The sequence below is a fragment of the Tenacibaculum sp. M1.3A genome (genome assembly GCF_057732375.1).
This window is the reverse complement of record NZ_JBYJEF010000009.1, coordinates 71,815-88,301: the sequence shown is the minus strand read 5'-3', so window position 1 is coordinate 88,301 and position 16,487 is coordinate 71,815. Positions and strand designations below refer to the sequence as shown.

19 protein-coding genes are annotated in these 16,487 nt (G+C 28.6%); 12 read left to right on the top strand and 7 right to left on the bottom strand.

Going from position 1 to position 16,487, the window contains the following annotated elements:
* Positions 1-16 precede the first annotated feature (16 nt).
* Genes AC28QF_RS12810 through AC28QF_RS12795 form a run of 4 tightly spaced genes read left to right on the top strand, consistent with a single transcriptional unit; the run spans position 17 to position 2,576 of the window.
* On the top strand, positions 17-949 hold the full coding sequence (locus tag AC28QF_RS12810; RefSeq protein ID WP_483706521.1) for an aspartate carbamoyltransferase catalytic subunit: 933 nt from the start codon (positions 17-19) through the stop codon (positions 947-949).
* Between the two features lie 2 nt (positions 950-951).
* Positions 952-1,284 (top strand): hypothetical protein, encoded by a 333-nt coding sequence (locus AC28QF_RS12805; protein WP_488202203.1) that lies wholly within the window; start codon positions 952-954, stop codon positions 1,282-1,284.
* 32 nt (positions 1,285-1,316) lie between these two features.
* A complete protein-coding gene (locus AC28QF_RS12800; RefSeq protein ID WP_488202202.1) occupies positions 1,317-1,634 on the top strand; it encodes a T9SS type A sorting domain-containing protein in 318 nt (105 codons plus the stop codon).
* The gene (locus AC28QF_RS12795) at positions 1,635-2,576 is read left to right on the top strand and encodes a ribonuclease Z (RefSeq protein WP_488202201.1); all 942 of its coding nucleotides are present in this window, start codon (positions 1,635-1,637) and stop codon (positions 2,574-2,576) included.
* Here the strand turns inward: AC28QF_RS12795 and AC28QF_RS12790 are convergent.
* On the bottom strand, positions 2,573-2,935 hold the full coding sequence (locus AC28QF_RS12790; protein ID WP_488202200.1) for a CoA-binding protein: 363 nt from the start codon (positions 2,933-2,935) through the stop codon (positions 2,573-2,575). The genes AC28QF_RS12795 and AC28QF_RS12790 overlap by 4 nt on opposite strands.
* Positions 2,936-3,310: 375 nt before the next feature.
* Positions 3,311-4,318, bottom strand: a complete 1,008-nt coding sequence (locus AC28QF_RS12785; protein WP_218773289.1) for a 3-oxoacyl-ACP synthase III family protein — start codon at positions 4,316-4,318, stop codon at positions 3,311-3,313.
* Positions 4,319-4,608: 290 nt separating this feature from the next.
* On the opposite strand from AC28QF_RS12785, the gene htpG reads away from it, so the two are divergent.
* From htpG to AC28QF_RS12765, 4 genes are all read left to right on the top strand, one after another.
* Positions 4,609-6,522: a molecular chaperone HtpG gene (gene htpG / locus AC28QF_RS12780; protein WP_488202199.1), complete on the top strand. Its 1,914-nt coding sequence runs from the start codon at positions 4,609-4,611 to the stop codon at positions 6,520-6,522.
* Between the two features lie 208 nt (positions 6,523-6,730).
* Entirely contained in the window at positions 6,731-7,087 is a 357-nt protein-coding gene (locus tag AC28QF_RS12775; RefSeq protein WP_488202198.1) for a VF530 family protein, read from the top strand.
* A gap of 124 nt (positions 7,088-7,211) precedes the next feature.
* Positions 7,212-7,622 carry a GNAT family N-acetyltransferase gene (locus AC28QF_RS12770; RefSeq protein WP_488202197.1) on the top strand — a complete coding sequence of 137 codons (411 nt, stop codon included), beginning with the start codon at positions 7,212-7,214 and terminating at the stop codon, positions 7,620-7,622.
* Between the two features lie 200 nt (positions 7,623-7,822).
* Positions 7,823-8,038 (top strand): PLDc N-terminal domain-containing protein, encoded by a 216-nt coding sequence (locus tag AC28QF_RS12765; RefSeq protein ID WP_488202196.1) that lies wholly within the window; start codon positions 7,823-7,825, stop codon positions 8,036-8,038.
* Between the two features lie 261 nt (positions 8,039-8,299).
* On the opposite strand, the gene AC28QF_RS12760 is transcribed toward AC28QF_RS12765, so the two are convergent.
* Positions 8,300-8,461 carry a hypothetical protein gene (locus tag AC28QF_RS12760; protein ID WP_488202195.1) on the bottom strand — a complete coding sequence of 54 codons (162 nt, stop codon included), beginning with the start codon at positions 8,459-8,461 and terminating at the stop codon, positions 8,300-8,302.
* A 266-nt stretch (positions 8,462-8,727) separates the two neighbouring features.
* On the opposite strand from AC28QF_RS12760, the gene AC28QF_RS12755 reads away from it, so the two are divergent.
* Positions 8,728-8,853, top strand: a complete 126-nt coding sequence (locus tag AC28QF_RS12755) for a hypothetical protein (RefSeq protein WP_488202194.1) — start codon at positions 8,728-8,730, stop codon at positions 8,851-8,853.
* Positions 8,854-9,257: 404 nt separating this feature from the next.
* Here the strand turns inward: AC28QF_RS12755 and AC28QF_RS12750 are convergent, their stop codons facing one another.
* Positions 9,258-9,818 (bottom strand): hypothetical protein, encoded by a 561-nt coding sequence (locus AC28QF_RS12750; RefSeq protein ID WP_488202193.1) that lies wholly within the window; start codon positions 9,816-9,818, stop codon positions 9,258-9,260.
* A 588-nt stretch (positions 9,819-10,406) separates the two neighbouring features.
* A complete protein-coding gene (locus AC28QF_RS12745) occupies positions 10,407-10,787 on the bottom strand; it encodes a hypothetical protein (RefSeq protein ID WP_488202192.1) in 381 nt (126 codons plus the stop codon).
* 1,284 nt (positions 10,788-12,071) lie between these two features.
* Between AC28QF_RS12745 and AC28QF_RS12740 the strand changes: the two genes are divergently transcribed.
* Positions 12,072-13,484, top strand: coding sequence for a T9SS type A sorting domain-containing protein (locus AC28QF_RS12740; protein WP_488202191.1), 1,413 nt, complete (start codon positions 12,072-12,074; stop codon positions 13,482-13,484).
* 44 nt (positions 13,485-13,528) lie between these two features.
* Here AC28QF_RS12740 and AC28QF_RS12735 read toward each other — a convergent pair whose 3' ends face one another.
* Both AC28QF_RS12735 and AC28QF_RS12730 read right to left on the bottom strand, forming a co-directional pair.
* A complete protein-coding gene (locus AC28QF_RS12735; protein ID WP_488202190.1) occupies positions 13,529-13,936 on the bottom strand; it encodes a hypothetical protein in 408 nt (135 codons plus the stop codon).
* Entirely contained in the window at positions 13,923-14,507 is a 585-nt protein-coding gene (locus AC28QF_RS12730; RefSeq protein ID WP_488202189.1) for an RNA polymerase sigma factor, read from the bottom strand. The genes AC28QF_RS12735 and AC28QF_RS12730 overlap by 14 nt, the downstream gene beginning before the upstream one ends.
* A 137-nt stretch (positions 14,508-14,644) precedes the next feature.
* Here AC28QF_RS12730 and AC28QF_RS12725 point away from each other — a divergent pair, with 137 nt between their 5' ends.
* Both AC28QF_RS12725 and AC28QF_RS12720 read left to right on the top strand, forming a co-directional pair.
* Positions 14,645-14,992 carry a DUF6249 domain-containing protein gene (locus AC28QF_RS12725; RefSeq protein ID WP_488202188.1) on the top strand — a complete coding sequence of 116 codons (348 nt, stop codon included), beginning with the start codon at positions 14,645-14,647 and terminating at the stop codon, positions 14,990-14,992.
* Between the two features lie 94 nt (positions 14,993-15,086).
* Positions 15,087-16,412: a M28 family peptidase gene (locus tag AC28QF_RS12720; protein ID WP_488202187.1), complete on the top strand. Its 1,326-nt coding sequence runs from the start codon at positions 15,087-15,089 to the stop codon at positions 16,410-16,412.
* The last annotated feature ends 75 nt before the right edge of the window (positions 16,413-16,487 follow it).

Below are 16,487 nucleotides of genomic sequence, written 5' to 3'. Positions count from 1 at the left end.
ATAAAAACAAACTAAGATGAAGCAGTTAAGTGTTGAAAATTTATTAGGTATAAAATACCTAAACAAAACTGATTTAGAGCTTATTTTTGAAACTGCTTCTCATTTTAAAGAAGTTATAAATAGACCCATTAAAAAAGTTCCTTCTCTTAGAGATATTACAATTGCTAATTTATTTTTTGAAAATAGCACACGTACAAAATTATCTTTCGAATTAGCTGAAAAGCGTTTATCTGCAGATGTAATTAACTTTTCTGCAGCGCAATCATCTGTAAAAAAAGGAGAGACTTTAATAGATACCGTAAACAATATATTAGCTATGAAAGTTGATATTGTTGTAATGCGTCACGCAAGTGTTGGTGCTGGTATTTTTTTATCGAGGCATGTAGATGCTAAAATTATTAATGCTGGTGACGGAACTCATGAACACCCAACACAAGCATTGTTAGATAGTTTTTCTATGCGAGAAGCTTTAAACAGTAACTTAAAAGGTAAAAAAATTGTAATTGTAGGTGATGTTTTACATTCGCGAGTAGCACTTTCTAACATATTTGCTTTGCAGCTACAAGGCGCTAAGGTTAAAGTTTGTGGACCAACTACTTTAATCCCTAAATACATTACTAGCTTAGGTGTTGAAGTTGAAACGAACTTAAAAAAAGCCTTAGAATGGTGTGATGTAGCCAATGTTTTACGTGTACAACATGAACGAATGGATATTAAATATTTTCCATCGACAAGAGAATACACACAACTTTTTGGTATCAATAAAGAAATACTAAACAGCCTTAATAAAGAAATTGTAATTATGCATCCAGGACCTATAAACCGTGGTGTAGAGTTAACAAGTGATGTTGCCGATAGTAACCAATCTATTATCTTAAATCAAGTAGAGAACGGAGTTGCTGTGCGTATGGCCGTTATATATTTATTAGCGCAACAAATAAAAAGATAAGAATGAAAATAGAAGATAAAATTAATTATACTTTAATTAATTCTGATGAGAACACTTTTTTAGAATTCTTCTCTGAGTTTGAAAAAGAACATATTAAATACGAAAAAAAAACCCTTATTATTCAAATTTCGGATAATTTTAGCACTACTAGAGAAAATATTTTGCTATTTTTGGTATTCGCTGATGAACATCAAAAAAATGGTACATCTTTTGTAATAGTACTAAAGGATGTAAATATTGATGATTATCCAGAAACATTTAACATTGTGCCTACATTAATTGAAGCCGAAGATGTTATAGAAATGGAAAATATACAACGTGATTTAGGTTTTTAACCTTATATTTATTGTCCCCTAAATGAATACATATGGTAAAAAAAGTACTCTTTTTATTCTTATTAGTAACACTATCTAGTTTTTCTCAGCAAAAATCTATAGATAAGTTGGTTGCTTCCCCAAATCCTTTTATTAATAACACAACTATTTTTGTTAATTCTAAAATAGATCAGACTGTAATTTTAACAATTAGAAATGTACTAGGTAAAACTGTATATTCCAAAGAAATTAAAGTTAGCAACGGGCGTAATTCTATTCCTTTTCAGCGTAATGATTTAAAATCAGGCATGTACATATATGCAATTCAAAGCAACAAAGAAGTTATTTCTAAACGCTTTGTAATTAAATAAATGAGTTTAAACTTAACTATTTTAGGTTGCCATTCTGCTACTCCGAGAGTAAATGCACATCCTACCTCTCAATATTTAGAAATTAACAATCGTCATTTTTTAATCGATTGTGGTGAAGGTACGCAAAGACAAATGCGAAAATATAAAGTTGGTTTTTCAAAAATCAATCATATTTTTATATCGCACTTACACGGTGATCATTTTTTCGGTCTCATAGGCCTTATTTCTACTTTTGGTATTTTAAACAGAGAGAAAGACCTGCATATTTATGGTCCAAAAGGAATTAAAGAAGTTACTACTCTTCAATTAAAGTTATCTAAATCTTGGACAAAATATCATATTCATTTTCACGAATTAGTATCTAAAGAAAGTGAATTAATTTTTGAAGATGATAAAGTTTCTGTGCACACTATACCTTTAGATCACAGAGTTTATACTAACGGCTTTTTGTTTAGAGAAAAAGAAAAACCAAGAAAACTACACATTGGTAAAATAGAGGAATGCAAGGAAATAGACACTTGCGATTATCTTAATATTAAAGCAGGAAAAGACTTTGTATTATCATCAGGTAAAATTATTCCAAATTCAGAATTAACGGTAGATCCTCCAAAATCAAAAAGCTTTGCTTTTTGTAGTGATACTGTATACAAACCAAACATAGTTCCTATTATTAAAAATGTTGATTTACTATATCACGAAGCTACATTCTTAAAAAATAGAGAAGATTTATGTGAAAGAACAAAACATTCTACTGCAGAGCAAGCTGCCTCTATAGCCAACCAAGCAAATGTAGCTAAGTTAATTATTGGTCATTATTCTAGTCGATATTCAAACATAGAAGACTTTAAGGAAGAGGCACAAATCATTTTTAAAAATGTAGAATTAGCAGAAGCTGGTAAGTTATATTCTACAAATACGGCTCCTGTTTCAATTTTAAATTAATACTGATTGGTTGATAATAAAACCAATGTACAGGCTACTTCCGATTTGATTTTGTTTTCTTTTAAAAGTTTATAAAATTCGGTATTCTCTGTGCCTGGGTTAAAAATAACTCTCCTTGGTTTTAAAGATATTATATATCCATAATATTCCTTTTGTCGCTCAGCATTTAAATACAATGTAACAGTATCTATCTCTTTAAAAGACACTTTTTCTGTTTCTATAACAACGCCGATTACACTACCTTTTTTTAAACCAATTGCTGATGTTTTTATTTCCTTATCAGCCAATCTTTTAATAGCAATATTTGAATATCTCGTAGGATTTAAAGATGCTCCTATAACTAATGTATGTTGTTTCATAAATATTGAAGATTAGTTTAAATTAATTTTAAGGCGAGGAAAAAAATAAGAAATAGTATATCTATTAAGACGTTTATATGATTGAAAAACAAAAAAACTACGATTACTTATCTTTATTACATAATAATACAATTTATTTACCTAATTTCAAAATAGTTTACCAAAACCAAGCGTTATTTCGGGTAAAATAATCGACCTTACACCAAACGAACTATTCTCATATAATAACTCTTCCTTTAAAATTTTAGTTAGCGGCATTATTAATTATAATGTTTTTTTAAATAAATGAAGCTCATAAAAGTAAACCCATTATTCTAACATAAAAAAACCGAAGTTAATAGCTTCGGTTTTTTTATATTATACATTTAGTTAATATTACCAACGAATCACTACCGATCCCCAAGTAAATCCACTACCAAAGGCAGCCAATACAACTAAATCATTTTCTTTAATCTTTCCTTTTTCCCAAGCCTCAGTTAAAGCAATAATTACAGAAGCAGCGGTAGTATTACCATACTTCATAATATTATTATGCACTTTATCATCACTCAATTGAAACTTCTTTTGAATGAACTGAGCGATACGTAGGTTTGCTTGATGCGGAATTAACATATCAATATCTTCCTTCTTTAATCCGTTTGCTTCTAAACCTTCTATAATAGCTTCAGAAAAACGACCTACAGCATGTTTAAATACAAATTGACCATTCATGTGCGGATAGTAAGAAACATCTTCAGGATCATTTGCTTCCATTATTTCAGGTACCCATCTACTAGTAGAAGGTCCCATTAAAGCCAATTCTTCTGCATGCTTACCCTCAGAATGTAAGTGAGAAGATAAAATACCTTTTCCTTCCTCTTCACTTCTAGACATTACTGCTGCTCCGGCTCCATCACCAAAAATTACAGTAACTCCTCTACCTCTTGTCGATTTTTCTAAACCTCCTGAATGATTTTCTGCCCCAATTACAAGAATATTTTTATACATTCCTGTTTTTATAAACTGATCGGCAACAGACATTGCATAAATAAAACCAGAACATTGGTTACGTACATCTAACGCACCAATAGTTGGCATATCTAACATATTTTGTATTTGTACTCCCCCACCAGGAAAATACATATCAGGACTTAAAGTTGCAAAAATGATAAAATCGATGTCATCTTTAGTTAATCCAGCTCTTTCAATTGCAATTCTAGAAGCTTTTGCTCCCATAACAGCAGTCGTATCACCTGTTTTTGGATCTATCCAACGACGCTCTTTAATACCTGTTCTCTCTTGGATCCATTCATCTGAAGTATCCATAAACTCTTTTAAGTCATTATTAGTAACCACGTTATCTGGCACATAATAACCTAATCCTGTTATTTTTGAATTATACATATTCTATGTTATTCTTTTTGTTGTTTGTTTATTTGTAGCTTGTAAAAATAGTAATTTTTACTTTGATATAAAACTGCCTAAAAAGATAGTCATTATTAGCACAAAAAAATGTCATCTTGTCATAAAACTTCTTTTGGTATTTTTTTTGACTACTACTCTACAATAGAAAACAAAACGAACTGTTGGTTCGAGTGCATTTAATTTCTTATCAGATTAAAAGAAATTTAAATAAGTATCGAGAACATCTCGACTGCGCTCGATGAGACACAAATCAAACAAAATATATAATTATGAGTAAAGGAAGTATTAATGTATCGGTAGAGAATATATTCCCACTGATTAAAAAATTCTTGTATTCTGACCACGAAATATTTTTACGTGAGTTAATCTCTAACGGAACAGATGCAACTACAAAATTAAAACACTTAATTTCTATTGGTGAAGCTAAAACTGAATTAGGTGATGCTAAAATTGAAATTAGTATTAATAAAGAGGCTAAAACCATAACCATTAAAGATCAAGGTTTAGGTATGACAGCTGATGAGGTTGAAAAATACATCAACCAAATTGCTTTTTCTGGAGCTGAGGAATTTTTAGATAAATATAAAGATGATAAAAACGAAACTGGTGTAATTGGACACTTTGGTTTAGGTTTTTATTCGGCTTTTATGGTTGCTGAAAAAGTTGAGTTAATCACTAAATCATTTAAAGATGAACCAGCTGCTCATTGGACATGTGATGGTTCTCCTGAATTTACTTTAGAAGCTCACGATAAAGCTGATAGAGGAACAGAAATTATTTTACATGTTGCTGAAGATTCTTTAGAGTTTTTAGAAGAGGCTAAAATTAGTGGTTTATTAAACAAATACAATCGTTTTAACCAAGTGCCAATTAAATTTGGAACGAAGCAAGTTAACGATCCTGATTTTACTCCACAAACTACAACTGATGCTGAAGGTAAAGAAACTACTGAGCCTCACAAACAGATTGAAGTTGATGCAATTATCAATAATACAAATCCTGCTTGGACAAAAGCTCCTGCTGATTTAAGTGATGAAGATTATACAAACTTCTATAGAGAATTGTATCCAATGCAATTTGAAGAGTCTTTATTTCATATTCACTTAAATGTAGACTATCCGTTTAACTTAACAGGAATTTTATTCTTCCCTAAGTTAACACAGAACTTAGATATGCAAAAGGATAAAATCCAATTGTATCAAAACCAAGTATATGTAACTGATAATGTTGAAGGAATTGTACCAGACTTTTTACAAATGTTAAAAGGTGTTATCGATTCTCCAGATATTCCATTAAACGTTTCTCGTTCTGGTTTACAGGCAGACGGAGCAGTAAAGAAAATTTCTGGTTACATTACTAAAAAAGTAGCTGATAAATTAGCTTCTTTATTCAAAAAAGATCGTGCTGATTTTGAACAAAAATGGAACGATATTAAAGTAATTATCGAATATGGAATGTTATCGGAAGATAAATTCTTTGACAAGGCTAAGAAATTCGCTTTATACCCAACTGTTGCAGATACATACTTTACTTTTGATGAGTTAATTGAAAAAACAAAAGACGCTCAGACTGATAAAGATGGAAATCACGTAATTTTATATGCTTCTAACAAAGAGGCACAACACAGCTATATTCAAGATGCTACTGCAAAAGGATATGAGGTTGTTGTATTAGATTCTCCAATTGTATCTCACTTAATGCAAAAACTAGAAACTTCAGGTGAATCTAAAGTTCAGTTTACACGTGTTGATTCTGATTTTATTGATAATTTAATTAAGAAAGACGAAGCTGTTATTTCTAAATTAACTGATGAAGAAAAAGAAACGTTAAAACCAGTTATTGAAGGTGTAATTGCATCTCAAACATATACTGTTCAATTAGAATCTATGGATTCTTCTTCATCTCCTTTCTTAATTACCGTACCAGAATTTATGCGTCGTATGAAAGAAATGCAAGCTTCTGGTGGTGGAGGCGGAATGATGGGAATGGGTAATTTACCTGAAATGTATAACTTAGTGGTTAATACAAATCATCCATTAGTTTCTGAGATCTTAAATGCAGATGAAGACAAGAAAAAAGGATTAATTACGCAAGCTTTTGATTTAGCTAAATTATCTCAAAACTTATTACATGGTGAAGAGTTAACTAATTTTATTAAACGTTCTTACGAGTTAATTAAATAAGATTTATAGTTACATATAATCTTAATATCAGTTCGATTATTTTATTTTGAAGCTTTTGCTGAAAATAAAATGTATCGAGAACTTTATAACCTCTTTGTTTACTCAAAGAGGTTTTTTTGTAAATTTTCTTAAAATTTCTACTAAACTAGTTTAATTACTAATACAAGTTTCTATTTTTGTAGTTAAGTATTAAGACAAAACACAAGTGATGGATACAGAAAACAATCCAATTAATAACACGACACAATCTGGAGAGCATACAAAAACGAATTTTAAGCCAAAAACTAACGAACAATTAAATAAAGAAAACCCAAACAGACAAAACAGAAAACAGGCTACTGAAGAGCAACTCAACAATCCGTTACATGGTGTTAAACTTGCGCAGATTCTAGAACGTTTAGTTGATCATTATGGTTGGGATTATTTAGCAGAACGTGTAAATATCCGTTGTTTTAAACACGATCCTACCATGAAGTCGAGTTTAGGTTTTTTAAGAAAAACTCGCTGGGCTCGTGAACATGTTGAAGATGTTTATTTAGATATGTTAGAAGAACAACAGCAATAATATAATTTAAAAAATAGAAATCATTAAAATATCAAAAGCAAACACCGCACAAGCTAAACTTTTTTCTAAAATTAGTGTCGCTTCTTTTTTACCTGCCCATGGCCATTCTGCTCCGCCTAAAGATATGGATGCTTATGTAGCTAGTAACTTTAAAGAAAGTGATTTTATAAAAGAATTAGAGACTGCAGAAAATGAATATTATTTGTTAGAATATGAAAATAAAACTGCAGGCTATTCTAAAATAATTTTCAATAAAACCTGTAAAGATGTTGTTACTAAAAACATCACTTATATGAGTAGATTGTATTTGCTTGAAGAATTTTATGGTTTAGGCCTCGGTAAAAAATTATTTGATTTTAATGTAGCCTTATGCAAGGAAAATAATCAAGCAGGAATTTGGTTAAACGTTTGGGTAGAAAACAAAAAAGCGATTCAGTTTTATGAAAAAGTAGGCTTTAAAATAATAGGAGAAACTGATTTTCAAATATCAGCAACACACTCAAACCCGAATCATATTATGTATTTAGAATTTTAAACTACTGTTTATTTAATATTTATTTTACGGTTTTACCTTTATTAATAACATTAATCATTTAACTTTCAAATGTTTTAAATAACACTATAAAAGTTTTTAATAGGGGTTAAAACCTTTTATGAAGAAGAGTTCAGAAATGAACTCTTTTTTGTTCCTATAACTACACTTTTAATTAATTTTGTTTTTTCTATTTTTACGTCATGGAACCAGCAAACCCGATATACGTATTAACTCTATTAGTTTTAGGATTTTCATCTATGATAATTACTATTACTGGAATTATTAAGATTTTAAGAAATGATTTTAAAGGTGAAAAATCAACTTGGATTCTCATTCTCATGATTGCTTTTATTGGTCCTATTCTTTATTTACTAAAAGGAAAAAAGTTAATTGTAAAAAAGAATAAAGCTGTTTAACTAATTTTGTTTTTATGTCTGAAATATTTATTGATACATTATTTCTATTATTCGGGTTCTTTTTCATCAGAAAAGGATCTAAATTCATGATAAATAGAATTAAAAACTTTCATAAAAAATACAAAACAAGTCTCGCTGACATGGATGAAATTTTTTATTATTTTCAGCGTTTTTTTGATTTATTTTCATGGTTTACAATTCTTATAATTATAATTATTTGGATTAGTTACTTTTCTTCTTGAAACCTAAATTTACTTAGTGTTACAACACTTTTTTTTTAATTCCAGAACCACAACCACAGTGTTCGTTTCTTCCAATTTTGGGAGATTTTCTTTTTATTTGCGGTTGGTATCTTCTTTGATTTAGCATAGAATGTGCGATTGCTTCATCTGATATACCTTGTAAATATTTTGCATCCATCATACTACAGTTATTTTAATCTGCTTGTGACCTTGTTTAATTTACTGTGTCTTAGACATGTACATTGAAATCCCCCTTTGTATTTAACGGCTCCTTCGGGGGCTTTTTTCATACCCAAAACCTACAGTTATTTTGTTAATTTTAGTTAAGTAAGGTTTTACCTTACTTTTTTTACGGTTTTTTTAAGCTCTTCTCTTTTGTTTTTATATAGTTTTGAGAAACTTAAAACTCAAATTATGTTAAAGAACATTTCAAACTTAGGTTCAACTTTGAACAAATCTGAACAACAATCTATTAATGGAGGCTTTTGGCCAACAACTGAAGAGGAATGTCTTAGATGCGGTGGTGAATGGGGTAGATTATGTGCATTACCTATGGATTCAGTTTGTGCGTAACAAAATAGCGGACTTCGGTTCGCTTTTTTATATCCTTCATCCTACAGTTTGTTTATCCTTATTCTTTGTTTTTTTATCCACACTTAAATACCATTTATCTAGCTTTTAAAAATTCAAACAGCTTCTTAAATTATATTTACTGTATAGTTTAGGATTTGATTTTTCGTTTATATAGTTTGATTACTTATTTGAACAGAAGCATTACTTTGAAGGGTTGCTTCTGTTCTTTTTTACTACAGTTTTATTAATATTCATTTACTTAAATTTTGACATAAAAAAAACAACACCTTGTAAGTGTTGTTTTGTAGTAAGTAATATTTTAATTATATATGGTTTGTTATATGTTTCTGACTTATCAAATTCAAACTGAATAAAATAATTGACATCACATATAAATAAGAACTTTAACCTATAAAGGACTTAAGTTTTAATTTTTGCCCATATACACTTTCATAATCTATTTTAATTTCTATCTTTAGAAGAACTTCTTTTAATTTATTAAAAGCGGGCTCATTATTAAATGCGCTTTTTTGAACGTTTTGATTAGCTCCAACAGCTAATACTTCTCTATTATCGAATACTGTTACTAAACTTTTTTCATATATGGTTGACTTAACATAATTTGGTATTATTTTAATAAATAATACCTCTAAACTATTGAATATTTCATCTTCATAATAAAACTCCACTTTTGTAAGAATTGCTGGTCCAAAACCTGAATTTGAAATCTCAAAAACAAATGTATTATTTAAAAATTCTCGATGAAGAGTTAAAGAAGGGAGAGTTATTTTTTTATTATGAGACTTCGTTATTTCAAGGGTTTCTCTATTGTATCTCACAGATATAACTAACCCTAATAAACTAACTAATATAGCAATCACAACTAATAACCTGTCAGCTGAAAAAAAAGAAAGTTCTTCAGTTATTTTAGTTATTCCGTGATGCATAAGTAATAATAAATTCATAATATCATTTTTGTAAATGTATTAAATAATTTTTGAAACATCGTAACTGCTTCTTCACTTTACTTACCACAATTTTGTCAAAGAACTTTTCAGTTTTTAGGATCTGAAAACCTACAGTTTATTAAATTTTTATTTTACGGTTTTACCATAATTATATTATGGTTTTTTCTCTCCTCTTTAATATTTAATTATATAATTTTAAGAAATTTAAAAACTCAAATTATGTTAAAGAACATTTCAAGCTTAGGTTCAGTATTGAACAAAACTGAACAATTATCTATCAATGGTGGTATTATGAGCATATGTCCTAGTAAAGGAGATCAATGTCGTGGTATGCTTCCTGTTAATTGCATTACTTCAGTTGCTTATTGTTGTGTCAATGGTTTTTTTGAAGAATGCTAAATCCAAGAGCGAGCTTCGGCTCGCTTTTTTTACATCCTTAATTCTACAGTTTTATTAATATTCGTTTACTTAAATTTTGGCATAAAAAAATCAACACTGGTTAGGTGTTGATATGTGGTAAGTAAAATAATATAAAGATTTTTTTTCTAATCTATTTTAACTCTGAGATTACTTATTTTTTCAGATTCAAAATATAAAAACTTCTTTTTTATTTCTATCATAAATAAATGTTGCTTTTTTTATTGCCCCTACAAATACAGAAACAGAGTCAGTCAGAAATAACTTGTCTTTATATTTAAATGACATTTTTTTTATTTCTTTTCCGTTATATTTCAAATCATAACCTTTATTTATAGCGATATTTATACTAACTAAATTAACAAGAGGTATTAGTATTATACTGCATATTATAATCAAGTTATGAGCACGGTCTAACGTTTCAAAATATTTAGGTAAAATAAATTTTTCAAGCAAAAAATAAAATACATGTAGAAATAAGGCACTCGAAATAAAAATCATCCCTAAATAATCCTTTAAAATAACACTTCTTATTATAAGTAAAATCAATAAAAATATAATAATAAAACCAAAATTTTTAGGAAATTTATTCCTTGTTTTTAATTCATTATCTATTATATTAATGCTTTATTCTAAAATTTCTTTTTTTTATTAAGATCATTTTCTTCTTTGATTAAGTCATCTAATTTAATAGCTTCAGATTTTAGCTTTTTATCAGATTCAATTATGGATATCTTTATTAAAAAGACTATAGTCAGTATTAACAAAGAAATGATAATTGTATCATCAAAAAGGAAAAGAGGTATTTCAGATAAATCTGTATATTTTAGTATATCTATATTAATTTAATGTAACTTATAGTAATTAAAATCAATAATAATAGGGGAAATAATTTTATAAAATTTTCAATTCTTTTCATTCTTAATTTCTTTTCTTTTTCAAGTTTTTATTCTCTTAATTTATAAATGTAAGTATAATTTTAATACTGATATATTCAAAATGAACACTTCTTTTTACTTACCACAATTATGTCAATGAACTTTTCAGTTTTTAGGTCTGAAAACCTACAGTTAATTTATTTATAACAACTCTCATAAACATATGTTATTTTACTAACTTTTTTTAATTAAGCGTTTGTTCTACCCTAAAATAGTGTTAGATTCATTATAAAAAGGGAATCAAATTACAAAAATTTTACATAAAAAAGAATTACAGTTTAAGTTTAAAACTACAAATTGAACAAGAGATTAAACAATGTTTTCGAACTAAAACCAGAGCGTTGGATAAGTATACTGTTCAATTAATACCTAAAGTTCGAACTTGGTTAAAAATTACGGTAACTTTCATTATCAATTTACAATTCATCAAGTTATATTTAAAATACAAGAGAGCAACGTGTTTTAGAGTTAAAACAACAAGTTCAGTTGTTAGAAAAAGCAGAAAAATAGGGGGAATATTAAACTTCTAGAGTTGATAAAAAGCCATTATGTATGATATGATGATTTCTATCAGAAAAAAGCAATAGCTCAAGTAATCTTTTTTTAGATCAGTATATTTAAAGTACAAGCACTTCCTATAATTTATTTAAGTTAGATAGATTAATTGTCGATATATAAAATAAAAAAGTTAAAAAGAAAAAGTAGTGGCAAGAAATCATTTGCTTAGTTTGTAATACTATTTTAGGACGTCACAATTTTATAATTAAAACCTCTTTAGATGTTTCTATAGAGGTTTTTTGTAATTCGGAAAATGAAAGAGTTCATTCGGAAGTAATTTTATAGATTTTAACTTAGAGAAGCTTTAATTTGTTTCAATAAATAAAACTATATAAAAATGAAAAAGAAAAAATTACTATTAACGCTAACAACACTTCTAATAACAAGCTTTGGGTTTTCACAAAATGTAAATATACCTGATGCAAATTTTAAAAATGCTTTATTAAGTGGCCCAAACTCTGGAATAGACACTAATAATGACGGTGAAATTCAAGTAACCGAAGCTATATCTTATACTAATCCGATTGATGTAACTGCTAAAAACATTAGTGACCTTACAGGTATTCAAGCTTTTACTAATATTACATTATTAGCATGTGGGGGCAATAATTTAACCGAGCTTAATGTGAGTCAAAACACTAATTTAGAGACTCTAATGTGTATGTATAATCAAATTGAGAACTTAAATTTAACTAGTAATGTTAATTTAAAAAGCTTAAATGCATGGAATAATAACCTAAAAAAATTAAACCTTGCGAATGGAAACAACAGTAATGTAAATGGCATTAACATTATTAACAATCCAAACTTAAAATGCATTAAAATAGATAATAATTTTACACCTACAAGCTCTTGGATTAAAGACCAAATGGCTAGTTACAGTACTTATCCATGCCCAAATATTGCTGAGCTTCCTGATAAAGGGTTTCCTTCGGTTCAATTTGCACCTGTTTATGAATTTAAAAATTCTGCAATTGTATATATTCCAGATACAAATTTCAAAAATGCTTTACTAAGTAATATTCCTATAATTGACACTAACAATGACGGTGAAATTGAAGTAAATGAAGCTCTTTTAGCATCTCCTTATTTAAACGTTGGCTATAAAAACATTAGTGACCTAACTGGTATTGAAGCTTTTACAAACCTAACTACGTTAGCATGTGCTGGTAATAATTTAACTAATTTAAATGTTAGTCAAAACATTAATCTTGAATTTTTATACTCTGCTAACAATCCAATTAAAAAGTTATCTTTAATTAATAATACTAAATTAAACAATTTAAGCAGTTGGAACTGTAATAATTTAACAAGGGTTGATATTGCAAATGGACACAATACAATCATTACTACATTTGACGTTACTAATAGCCCAAATTTAAAATGTATTAAAATTGATAATGGTTTTACAGGTACAAGTTCATGGAATAAAGATGCCATTGCTCGTTATAGTTTTTACACTTGTCCTCTCACTGCTGCTTTACCAGATAAAGAATTTTTACGCCCTGTAACACCTATAAATGGAAATAAAATCAATGTTTATCCAAACCCAAGTAATGACTATATAAATGTTGAAAATAATAACAATATAGATATTAAAGTAATAGAGGTTTATAACACTAATGGAAATAAAATTTTAAGTGCTAAATCATCAAAAATAAATATATCTTATTTAAAAAAAGGTATTTATCATCTAAAAATAATAACATCTGAAAATGAAATAACACATAAAAAGTTCATTAAAAAATAATTAAAAAGATAAAACCTCTCTATAATAAGAGAGGTTTTATCTTTTTACAGTTCTTTTGTAAAATGATTTTTAAGCATATAAACCTGACCAAAAAACATTATCGTAAAAAAGAAACAAGCATATAATATTGTATTAGAAACTACAAGACCTTCAAATAAGTTTGGCATTTGTACTTCAGATAAAAAACCGAAATTAAGTTCAGGTATTTTAATCGATTTTAATGAACTTCCTCTTGATACATATAAAATACTTGCCGTTAAAACTCCCGCAAGTACTAACCATGTTTTAGTTGAAATTAAAGGCGTGGCTTTATATACCTCAACGTTTTCTTTTTGCAATATTATATCCATCAAATTAGCTGTAAAGTTTACAGACGGACTCTCTATTTCTATTTCTTTGATGTACTTTTTAGTAAAAACATCAAGCTTTTTTATGTCTTTATTTTCTCCCATAATGATTAATTAATTCGGGTTCTACTTTCTTTTCTACTATATTTAATAAACTTTTTCTTGCTCTGTGTAGCTTTACTTTTACGTTTGCCTCAGAGAAATCTGTTACTTCAATAATTTCTTTTAAACTTAATTCTTCAAAATAAAACATCCATAAAATGGCTCTTTCATCTTCGGGTAAACTTAACATACAGTTATTTATTACTTCTGCCCGTTCTTTACGTTCAATTCCCTCTAAAATACCTTCTGTAGATTTTATTTTATTAATAATAACCTCATCTATTGTATCAATATTGTATTTACCTTTATTCTTCTTTAAATTATCTAAAGAGGTTCGATAACCAATTTTATAAAGCCAAGTAGAAAATTTTGAATCTCCTTTAAACTTATTTAAATTTTTATAAGCTTTAATAAACGTATCCTGAGAAATCTCTTCGGCCTCTTCCCTATTCTTTACCATTTTTAAAGCCAAAGTAAACACCATATTTTTATACCTATCTACTAAGGTAGAAAATGCATTGGTATCACCCTTTAATACTTTATCAATATATGTTTGGTCGTTGTTAGTAGTCATTTTATTCTTTGACAGTATATTCTTTTAAAAGGTTACATAAATTTTTAAAAAAAGTTTTTTATTTTTCTGTAACCTTTTTTCTAATAACACGGTCATACTTGCAAACACATTAAAAATAATCATTTAAAATTAAAAATATGGAAGTAGCAGTTGTATTTATGTTCTTATTCGCAATAATATTCGGAATCTTTTATTTATTCTATTCAACACGTAATAAAGAACGTTTGGCTTTAATAGAAAAAGGTGTAGATGCTAAAATATTTATGCAAGGAGAACGAAAAAAATCAACATTAACAGGTAGAATCATCGTTTTAAACTTAGCCTTATTATTAATGGGTATTGGCTTAGGTATTTTCTTAGGATTAATAATAGATACATACACATCTATTAATGAAGACGCTGTTTATCCTGCAATGATTTTTCTTATGGCAGGTGTAGGTTTATTTGCTGGTTTTAGCATTACTAAAAAATTAGATAACGAGTAAACTTATATAATATCTTATTTTTTTTAAGAGAATGAAACAATGTTTCATTCTCTTTTTTGTTTTTGTAATTTAGGAACCTAAATTTTTATACAAAATGAAAAAACTAACATTATTATTTTTTATAATTACCTCAACATTACTAGCACAAACAGATGCTAAAATTTACGATATTATAAATACTATTTCTTCGGATAGAATTAAAGCAGATATAAAAACACTTACAGAGTTTGGTACAAGAAATACTTTTTCTGATACTATTTCTAACACTCGTGGTATTGGTGCTGCAAGACGTTGGATAAAATCTGAATTCGATAAAATATCTACCGATTGTAACAATTGCATAAACACAACCTATCAGAAAGATTTCGTTACCAAAGAAGGCAACAGAAGAGTTCCGCATGATGCTTGGATTGTAAATGTTGTAGCGATACAAAAAGGAACAAAATACCCTAACAGATATGTCATTATGAGTGGTGATATTGATTCGCGAGCAAGTAATACCATGGATTTTACAACCGATGCTCCTGGTGCAAACGACAACGCATCTGGCATGGCCGGTACAATTGAAGCTGCTAGGGTTTTAAGTAAATATAAATTCGAAAGTAGCATTGTGTATGTTGGTCTTTCTGGTGAAGAACAAGGCCTTTTTGGTGGTGCAGGATTGGCAAAGTATGCTAAAAAGCAAGGTTGGGATATTATTGGTGTTTTAAATAATGATATGATTGGAAACATTACCGGAGTTGATGGCGTGATTGACAATCGTAGTTTTAGAATTTTTTCTGAACCAGTACCTGCTAATGAAACCGAAAGACAACGAAAAATGCGCCGTTTTTATGGTGGTGAGGTTGATGGCATTTCACGTCAATTAGCTAGATATATTCATAAAACAACAAAAACCTATATGCCCGAAATGAATCCGATGATGATTTATAGATTAGATCGTTTTGGGCGTGGCGGTCATCACAGACCTTTTAATGATTTAGGTTTTGCAGGAATCAGAATTATGGAAGCTCATGAAAATTATACTCAACAACATCAAGATATAAGAACCGAAAAAGGCATCGAATATGGTGATACTTTTAAACATGTAAACTTTGGTTATGCAAAAAAACTAACGACTGTAAACGCAATTACAATAGCTAATTTGGCATTGGCTCCACCTAGCCCGAAGGAAGTTGCTATAGGCGGAATTGTAGAAGCTTCTGCTAAATTAAAATGGACTAAAGTTGAAGGAGCTAAAGGTTATAAAATTTATTGGAGAGATACCACATCTCCTACTTGGGATAATGCTAGATATGTAGAGACTACTGAATTTACCTTAGACGGAATTGTCATTGACAACTTCTTCTTCGGCGTTGCATCTGTAGGGGAAAACGGGCATGAAAGTGTTGTTGTTTTCCCTAATAAAATTATGCGATAATATTTAAAAAAAATATCGTTATTAAATAAGCTATAGATAATAATTAAATTTAAGTACCTTAGAAATCTCTTAAAA

Coding starts and splice junctions, on each gene's coding strand:
- AC28QF_RS12750 (WP_488202193.1), bottom strand. CDS start 9,818: ATGAATTTATTATTACTTATGCATCACGGAATAACTAAAATAACTGAA.
- htpG (WP_488202199.1), top strand. CDS start 4,609: ATGAGTAAAGGAAGTATTAATGTATCGGTAGAGAATATATTCCCACTG.
- AC28QF_RS12720 (WP_488202187.1), top strand. CDS start 15,087: ATGAAAAAACTAACATTATTATTTTTTATAATTACCTCAACATTACTA.
- AC28QF_RS12760 (WP_488202195.1), bottom strand. CDS start 8,461: ATGATGGATGCAAAATATTTACAAGGTATATCAGATGAAGCAATCGCA.
- AC28QF_RS12725 (WP_488202188.1), top strand. CDS start 14,645: ATGGAAGTAGCAGTTGTATTTATGTTCTTATTCGCAATAATATTCGGA.
- AC28QF_RS12740 (WP_488202191.1), top strand. CDS start 12,072: ATGAAAAAGAAAAAATTACTATTAACGCTAACAACACTTCTAATAACA.
- AC28QF_RS12795 (WP_488202201.1), top strand. CDS start 1,635: ATGAGTTTAAACTTAACTATTTTAGGTTGCCATTCTGCTACTCCGAGA.
- AC28QF_RS12790 (WP_488202200.1), bottom strand. CDS start 2,935: ATGAAACAACATACATTAGTTATAGGAGCATCTTTAAATCCTACGAGA.
- AC28QF_RS12805 (WP_488202203.1), top strand. CDS start 952: ATGAAAATAGAAGATAAAATTAATTATACTTTAATTAATTCTGATGAG.
- AC28QF_RS12810 (WP_483706521.1), top strand. CDS start 17: ATGAAGCAGTTAAGTGTTGAAAATTTATTAGGTATAAAATACCTAAAC.
- AC28QF_RS12775 (WP_488202198.1), top strand. CDS start 6,731: ATGGATACAGAAAACAATCCAATTAATAACACGACACAATCTGGAGAG.
- AC28QF_RS12765 (WP_488202196.1), top strand. CDS start 7,823: ATGGAACCAGCAAACCCGATATACGTATTAACTCTATTAGTTTTAGGA.
- AC28QF_RS12785 (WP_218773289.1), bottom strand. CDS start 4,318: ATGTATAATTCAAAAATAACAGGATTAGGTTATTATGTGCCAGATAAC.
- AC28QF_RS12770 (WP_488202197.1), top strand. CDS start 7,212: ATGGATGCTTATGTAGCTAGTAACTTTAAAGAAAGTGATTTTATAAAA.
- AC28QF_RS12730 (WP_488202189.1), bottom strand. CDS start 14,507: ATGACTACTAACAACGACCAAACATATATTGATAAAGTATTAAAGGGT.
- AC28QF_RS12800 (WP_488202202.1), top strand. CDS start 1,317: ATGGTAAAAAAAGTACTCTTTTTATTCTTATTAGTAACACTATCTAGT.
- AC28QF_RS12735 (WP_488202190.1), bottom strand. CDS start 13,936: ATGGGAGAAAATAAAGACATAAAAAAGCTTGATGTTTTTACTAAAAAG.